This window comes from Acinetobacter sp. ANC 4216 (assembly GCF_004331195.1).
GTDB classification, from domain to species: Bacteria; Pseudomonadota; Gammaproteobacteria; order Pseudomonadales; family Moraxellaceae; genus Acinetobacter; species Acinetobacter kookii.
Genome location: NZ_SJOC01000001.1, coordinates 286,034 through 293,421, shown reverse-complemented (window position 1 = coordinate 293,421; position 7,388 = coordinate 286,034). Strand labels below are relative to the sequence as shown.

General features: G+C 39.9%; 6 protein-coding genes, 1 rRNA gene and 1 pseudogene. 2 read left to right on the top strand and 6 right to left on the bottom strand.

Annotated elements, in window-relative coordinates; genetic code table 11:
* The first annotated feature begins 141 nt into the window (after positions 1-141).
* Positions 142-256: ribosomal RNA gene (rrf, locus tag E0H88_RS01500) — 5S ribosomal RNA — on the top strand.
* Positions 257-629: 373 nt separating this feature from the next.
* Positions 630-776: pseudogene (locus tag E0H88_RS16240) on the top strand (DUF4256 domain-containing protein); the annotation flags it as partial.
* A 37-nt stretch (positions 777-813) separates the two neighbouring features.
* Here the strand turns inward: E0H88_RS16240 and E0H88_RS01490 are convergent.
* The 6 genes from E0H88_RS01490 to E0H88_RS01465 all read right to left on the bottom strand — a co-directional run bounded on the left by E0H88_RS01490 (position 814) and on the right by E0H88_RS01465 (position 7,208).
* Positions 814-1,389: a lytic transglycosylase domain-containing protein gene (locus tag E0H88_RS01490; RefSeq protein WP_131272836.1), complete on the bottom strand. Its 576-nt coding sequence runs from the start codon at positions 1,387-1,389 to the stop codon at positions 814-816.
* Between the two features lie 213 nt (positions 1,390-1,602).
* Complete coding sequence (locus tag E0H88_RS01485; protein ID WP_092819703.1) at positions 1,603-2,145, bottom strand: type 1 glutamine amidotransferase domain-containing protein; 543 nt, start codon at positions 2,143-2,145, stop codon at positions 1,603-1,605.
* A 362-nt stretch (positions 2,146-2,507) separates the two neighbouring features.
* Positions 2,508-2,993: a GNAT family N-acetyltransferase gene (locus E0H88_RS01480; RefSeq protein WP_131272835.1), complete on the bottom strand. Its 486-nt coding sequence runs from the start codon at positions 2,991-2,993 to the stop codon at positions 2,508-2,510.
* A 95-nt stretch (positions 2,994-3,088) separates the two neighbouring features.
* Positions 3,089-4,288, bottom strand: a complete 1,200-nt coding sequence (locus E0H88_RS01475; RefSeq protein ID WP_131272834.1) for an acyl-CoA dehydrogenase family protein — start codon at positions 4,286-4,288, stop codon at positions 3,089-3,091.
* A gap of 24 nt (positions 4,289-4,312) precedes the next feature.
* Positions 4,313-5,599, bottom strand: a complete 1,287-nt coding sequence (locus tag E0H88_RS01470) for an acyl-CoA dehydrogenase family protein (protein WP_171458654.1) — start codon at positions 5,597-5,599, stop codon at positions 4,313-4,315.
* Positions 5,600-5,834: 235 nt separating this feature from the next.
* Positions 5,835-7,208, bottom strand: a complete 1,374-nt coding sequence (locus E0H88_RS01465) for an ABC1 kinase family protein (RefSeq protein ID WP_131272832.1) — start codon at positions 7,206-7,208, stop codon at positions 5,835-5,837.
* Positions 7,209-7,388: the final 180 nt, after the last annotated feature.

The following is a 7,388-nucleotide window of genomic DNA, read 5'->3' as shown; positions in this document are numbered from 1 at the left end:
GTAAAATACTTGATTTAGTAAACGCTAAAGAACAAAATACGAAACTCAGATATAACCTGTTAATGAATTTTATTTGGTACCAAGTAAGGCATACACTGCAAAGCAGTTAAATAAGACCCGAACAAGTCCATAAACAGTTGTGCTGGCGACCATAGCAAGAGTGAACCACCTGATCCCTTCCCGAACTCAGAAGTGAAACCTCTTAGCGCTGATGGTAGTGTGGGATTACCCATGTGAGAGTAAGTCATCGCCAGCTCATTATTCTAAAAAGCCCCTGCCAAGTGCAGGGGCTTTTTTTATAGATGATAAGAAAAAATATTAGATGAAGAAGAATCAGTAAATTTTTTGGTATTTAAAAAGGATTTGAACAGAATGTGCATTTGCATAAAGCCATCCATTATATCTTTAAAGCCATCCATTATATCTTTATTGATTTGTCGTGTAGAGAGCCCATTTGGTCGAAGAAGTTGCTCTTATGCTTGAGAGGCATTAGCTTCTAAAAGCCAATAAACCTGACTGCTCTGTACCAGATATAGTTTCATACATGGATGTCGACTTGCTAATAGAGCGTAATTATTATGAGTTTCAGACAATAGGTTCAATTGATATGAAAACTTTGCTGGTTATTTACCCCAAAAAAAATCCGTAAAGAAAACGAGACTTTATTTGGTGATAAACATTATGGTCAGGTTTTTATTTATCATAATGGCGCTGAATCATATTATATTGATTCATTTTCAGACTTTATTAAGAGTCTGAAAAATAAATCAATCTAAAAACTTCTCTCATTAAATAGAAAATTTTAGAGTAAATTTATAAGGCATCTTTTAGTGTTTCTTGATGTTGCTTAACTTGTTCTGCATACTTTTCCCCTTGTTTTTTCATCTTACTATTGGAATTATAACCCGTAGGGCCTACATTATAATAAGCTAAAGCCTTTGGCCAACTTCCGGCTTTACTGTTGTAGGAGGCTAAAATATAAGTACCGCAATTGATATTATTATATTCTTCAATTAGATCACCTGGGCAAGTTTGTTGCCAATAACGTGGAATGACTTGAGTTAATCCAACAGCCCCAGCAGGTGAAATCACGGAGTTTCTATAGCTTGATTCTTGACGAATCACTGCGGCCAATAATATTGGATCCACATTATATTTATCAGCACTCTGAATAATCATAGGGGAAACACGGTTGGCAGTGTCTGGTGCTACTGAATAGGCTTTTTGAATACCCGTTGACAATTTTGCAGACCGTTTAACAACTGAGTGGCTAGAAGAACATCCAGCAAAAGCTAATGTAGTAATAATGATAGCTACAGATTTAAATGTATATAAATGATAGTTTGATTTTTTTGACGATAAATCTGAAAAATACTGTGTAAAAAACAAAGTTCAAAACCAAAGTGAAATTTTATTGCAGCTATGCTAGTGGGCTAAATAGGATGAGTCAAGCCCCCCATTTTGATGGATTCGATCAACTGGATAAATATGGTTGGGCTCTTAAATTATAATTAAAAATAATTCAATTATTTAAACAATGAATACATTGTCCCATTATTTGAATAGGACTTTTCAGCTAAAGATATTAATTAAAAAATGTTTTTAATGATCCAGTTCTTGCAAAATGGCCTGATTAAATGCAGGAATATCATCTGGAGATCGTGATGTGATCAACGGCCAATTATTGGTATTGCATCGATGTACTTCTTCATCTACCCACTTGGCACCCGCATTTTCCAAATCTAAGCGGATACTTTTATAAGAGGTTAAATTTTTATCTTTAATCCGCTGTGCATTAATTAAGGTCCAAGGGCCATGGCAAATAGCTGCAACCGGTTTGGCATTGTCGGTAAAGTGCTGAATAATTTTATGGGCATTTTCATTCAAACGGAGAGTATCAGCATTTACTGTCCCTCCTGGGATGACTAAAATATCATAATCTTCTGGAGAGACTTTAGCCAAAGTTGTTTGCGGAGTGTAAGCCATGGCATGTTCTTTATCACTCTTAACAGTTTGGACGTCTTTTTGTTCTTCTGCAGCATGAATGACTTCAATTCCTTTAGATTGTAGAAATTCAAGAGGTTTGATCAGTTCATCTTGTTCAACACCGATATTGGAAGTTATGAATAAGGCTTTTTTAGTCATGTTAATGATCCTGAATCATTTAGATAAACTTTGACATTAACAAAGCGACTCAATCAAGCTGTACAATTTTTGGCTTATTCTTGTTAAGGTTTGAAAATGTCAAAAAATAAGCCCCATAGCTGGATGAGGCTTATTTATCTTATGAGGGTGATTAACTTCTGTTTTAGCATCCTGCTTAGATCGTTTATTCTTTTTATTAGGGAAACTTCCTGCTTTCTGAGGCTTTTAGCATAAATTTATGACTCGATATACTGTAGAAGTTAATGAATACTTTCAGTGTAGGTAAAAGTAGACAACAAGGCGTCAATTCAATCGCAAGAACCTCTAATGGTTAAATGGATAAAACAATAAAATAAGACCGATTATAATTGCTTTTCCATCCAGATTTCGCAGGCATGGCTATGACCCGTGTTGCCTCTAGGTTGCTCTAAATATTGAAAACCTAATTTTTCATAGAGTTTTACTGCTTGCCATAGTTCCTTGGTTGTTTCTAGGTAACATGATTGAAAACCTTGCAGTTGTGCAAACTGAAAGGCTTTTTCTAAAAGTTGTTTGGCAAAGCCCAAGCCTCGGACTTCAGGCAAAAAATACATTTTCTGAATTTCTAAAATTGTAGGGTCGCCCTTTAAAAGTGATAAGCCACCGCCACCCAGAATTTTGCCCTGTTGATTTTCAATTACCCAGTATTGTGCATTTGCTTGCTGATAAACTGTATATAAATCATCTAAAACGGGATCGGCAACTGCAAAACCAGATTCGGGAGCGAGTCCAAATTCTTTAGAAACTTCGCGAATAACCTGTGCAATATCAGTATTATCTTCGGGTTGAATAGGTCGAATTTGGTACATAAAGTTAAAATGAAGCAATTCAAAAGAAGAGATAGATTTTTATAACAAAAAATCCATCTCTTGCAAGGTGTTTATGCATTAAACCTGTTAAAAACTTATTTTAATTCACTTGAACTCTTAGCTAATTCACGTCGTGCGATAATCAGTTGCTGAATTTGCTGAGTACCTTCAAAAATATCAAGAATTTTTGAGTCACGTGCCCATTTTTCTAACAATTCCTCTTCATTATATCCCACGCTTGCTGCAAGCTCTACGCATTTCAAGGTGATTTCATTACAGATTCGACCTGCCTTGGCTTTAGAAATGGAGGCCTCTCGTGAGTTTGGCTTTTTGTTGTCAGCCATCCAGGCCGCCTTCATGGTGAGTAAACGTGCCGCTTCCCATTCCGCTTCCATTCGGTAAATCAGCGCGGCAAGATGTGATGTCTGTAAATAGGGTGTCCGGTAATTTTCATCTAATTGATCTTTGAAAATTAACTTAATTCTTTCCAGGGATGCCTTGGCACATCCGACTGCCATCGCTGCGACCAGTGGGCGAGTATTATCAAAAGTTTCCATAACGCCAGCAAAACCTTTGGCGACATCAATTTCAGCATGTCCCAACAGATTTTCTGCAGGCACGCGGCAGTCAATAAAGCTGATGACAGCGGTATCGGATGCTTTGATCCCGAGTTTATGCTCCAGGCGTTCTACTTTCATGCCGGGTGTTCCTTTTGGAACGACAAAGGATTTAATGGCAGCCCGGCCGAGTTTCTTGTCTAATGTTGCCCAGACCACTACAGCATCGGCACGCTCACCCGAGGTGACGAAAATTTTTTCACCATTGAGGATGTAGTCATTGCCATCTTTGGTTGCTGTGGTTCGAATGGCTGCCGAGTCTGAACCGCAACTCGGTTCAGTAATGGCCATGGCCGCCCATGTGCCTTTAAAGCGTTCTAGCTGTTCATCATTTGCGACAGCGGCAATGGCAGAGTTTCCCAAGCCTTGGCGCGGCATACTGAGCAATAGGCCAGTATCTCCATAGCACATCTCGATCACGCCAAGTACCGTGGACATATTGACGCCATTTTTGTTGCCTGAATCTGCATTGCCACGCCTGCCCACTGCGGCACCGGCATTGATGCCTTCGCCACCATCATTCATGCCATCAATGAGTGAGGCGAACATGTCGAGTTCCTTGGGATAGCTGTGTTCGGCTTTGTCATATTTTCGTGAAATGGGGCGTAGTACATTTAAGGCTGATTCATGCGCTTGATCAATCAGCATCTTAAACTTTTTAGGATTTTGTAAATTCATCTGCATAATTCCTTGTCTGATAGATTAAGCATGTAAGCCTGAATGCAAAATTGCTGTAGCGCGTAAATCGCGATACCAGCGCTCAACGGGATGTTCTTTGGTAAAGCCATGGCCACCCAGAATTTGCACACCATCACTACCAATTTTCATGGATTTTTCAGCACAAAGTAGACGTGCGAGATAAGCCTCACGATGAAAGGGTTTTCCTGCTTCAGCCAGACTGGCCGCATTTAAAATCAACATGCGCATGGCATCAATTTCAATAGCCATATCCGCAATCATAAAAGCGATACTTTGGCGATGTGAAATAGGCTCACCAAATGCAGTACGTTCATTGGCATATTGAATGCAGTAAGCTTTGACGGCTTCACATGTGCCAACCGCCATGGCACACCACATTAAGTTCCCCAGGTCTAAAAATGCAAGATAATCAAAGTCATCATCACCTAACAGTTCAGCAGGCGTATTATGGAATTTTAAGCTAACGGTTTCGGTTGCCTTTAGACCCATAGCCGGACTTTTTTGAGCCGTAATACTGCTATCACGTTTAACAATAAACACTTCTGGCGAGCCATTGAGCTCAGCATTGACCAGAAACAGATCTGCAGTTTCACCCAGAATCACCAAGGTTTTTTCGCCATTAATACAATATTGTCCATTAGCGGAACTGGCTTTGGTATTTAGTTTCAGTGGGTTAAAGGCAGGCGTAGCTTCCTGGATGGCAAAGGTGGCGTGTATCTCGGAATCATCTGCAAAGCCGGGTAAATAGGTCGCTTGAACTGGTTCGGAACCCCATTGGGTAATGGCATTAATCACACTGAAGGTGGACAGGAGTCCTGCACTTAAGCTGAAATCGCCTTTGGCTAAATGTTCGGCAATTAAAATATTGCTTAAAATATTCTTTTCAGCAGCTACACCGCCCAATGCTTCAGGAAGTGCGTAATAGTTGAGGCCTAGGTCAGCAGCATGTTGCCAAAGTATTGCTGGAAATTGTTCGTTATTGTCTGCCTCAGCTGCAAGTGGATAAAGCACTTCGGATGCAAACTGCTCCATGGCATCGCAGGTCATTTGCTGTTCTTCAGACAGGCTCAAATCAAAGAGTGATTTTTGCTGATTGGGTAAACGTTGCTTACTGATACCGGAACTGGCTTTAAAGACTTTTTGGGTTTTGCTTAAAGTTTTAAAACCCATTTTTGAGCTTTGATAGAGAGATTTTTCCAGAAATTTGCGCAGTTTGAATTGATCAAGTACCTCGCTACCTGCAATTCTGGTAATGAGGGATAGCCCAAGTCCTTGAGCCTTATTTACCATATTGGTCATTTTTGTCATCCATTGGTTTTTGATTCTTTATATTTTTATGCTGACATGTGAATATGGAAATGACTATGTCATCCCTGACAATTAAAATTGACTTGGATAAACGGTTAAAATAAAGTTTAAATTTGATTAAATAATTGAATATTATTTATTTTATTATAAGTAAAAATTGGGGTGAACAATAAAAATTGACTAGAATGACAAGACATCATTCTAGTCTGTGCACAGCTTATAGAAAATTCGCCACCATTTTCCGTACATTGGTTTTTGCATCAATGACGGTCATGAAGGTATACGCACCAATGAATTTACGGCTAATAAACATAAACTCTTTAGGGGGTACACTGAAATAACGCGATGCCATCGATTTGGAAGCACGTTGCATGACACGGCTATGAAGTTGGCTTTTTTTCCAGTCATAGCGCTGATTTTCATCCATTACGCTTTCGGGCAAGTCTGGATTATTCATTATGCTACTAAAGGCTTCGGTGGCCAATAAAAACACTTTAGCCATATCTGGCTTGATGCTTTGCGGAATGGAATCAAAAAATTCATAGCCGGTCATGGCATGAACCATTTCATCGATATTATGATCATAACCGGCTTTAATCAGGTTACGGGCGACTTTCAGCAAATGTTCATCAAACTGGCGAATTGCCCCGAAATCCAGCAATACAATCTTGTCTTGAGTTTCTGCGCCATCTCCCAAACGGACCAGATAATTGCCAAAGTTTGGATCGGTTTGCATTTCGCCCCATTCAAAAATTTCACGTACCGCAATCTCGAGAGAGGCTTCGCCTAACTGGTTGCGACGTTCTTGAGGAAGAGAGAGCATCACAGGGCTGTTGATCGGCACGCCACGCTCAAAAGTCATACACAGCACTTGATCGGTACAATACTCATCCACAATTTGCGGGACGATATAACGAGGATCATCTTTTAAACGGTCGGCAAAACGGCGAGTGGTCGCGGCTTCAATTTCATAATTGACTTCACGATGCATCATTTCACGAACTTCATCAAACCACTGATCAAATTCACGGGTTTGCGGCACCATACGGGTCAGTTTGAGCATGTTTTTAAACAGGCTCATGTCTGAATCAATGGCATCTGCCACGCCGGGATACTGGATTTTTAATACGATTTCCAAACCATCCGAATTGCGTGTGGCGCGGTGTACCTGGGCTAAAGAGGCGGTGCCCAAAGGTTCACGGTCTACGGTCAAATCATGCAGCTTGGCGCCGAGCTGCTGTTCCAGTTGTTGCTTGATGGCCGGCCAGGCAAGTGCAACGGTCTGATTGTTTAAGGTATTTAAAGCCTGAGTGATTTCTTCAGGTAAAAAATGTTCGCCATACAGGGCCATCATTTGCCCGATTTTTACAATCGAACCTTTTAATTTACCAATTTCAGAAACAAGATAATCGGCTTGTTCTTTCATGGCTTTTTTACGTTTCTTTTCTTTTTCTGCTTCGCTTGAAAATAGGGTGGTTGCACTCGATGCAGCCCAGCGCGTTCCTGCGAGTAAGGAGGCTTTAGCGATAGATAAGCGTCGATCCATGGAAGAAGTTTTGAGTTGTTTAAGCTTATCGTTCTGATCTGACATTAAACAAAATCCTTAATCAGCAAGTCGCAGAATATTTAATTGTAGCGGATATTACCGTTTATTCACGTATTAAAAAAGTTCAATGTGCTGAATGGAGAGTAAATATGTTTAATATTTCATTTATTTTCCATGAAAAGTGTCACGGTACTTAGACAAAATAGAATTCAAGTGACACCTGCG

Excerpts from the sequence above, each read along its gene's own strand:
- E0H88_RS01485 (WP_092819703.1), bottom strand. The coding sequence starts at position 2,145 with ATGACTAAAAAAGCCTTATTCATAACTTCCAATATCGGTGTTGAACAA.
- E0H88_RS01480 (WP_131272835.1), bottom strand. The coding sequence starts at position 2,993 with ATGTACCAAATTCGACCTATTCAACCCGAAGATAATACTGATATTGCA.
- E0H88_RS01475 (WP_131272834.1), bottom strand. The coding sequence starts at position 4,288 with ATGAATTTACAAAATCCTAAAAAGTTTAAGATGCTGATTGATCAAGCG.
- E0H88_RS01470 (WP_171458654.1), bottom strand. The coding sequence starts at position 5,599 with ATGGTAAATAAGGCTCAAGGACTTGGGCTATCCCTCATTACCAGAATT.
- E0H88_RS01465 (WP_131272832.1), bottom strand. The coding sequence starts at position 7,208 with ATGTCAGATCAGAACGATAAGCTTAAACAACTCAAAACTTCTTCCATG.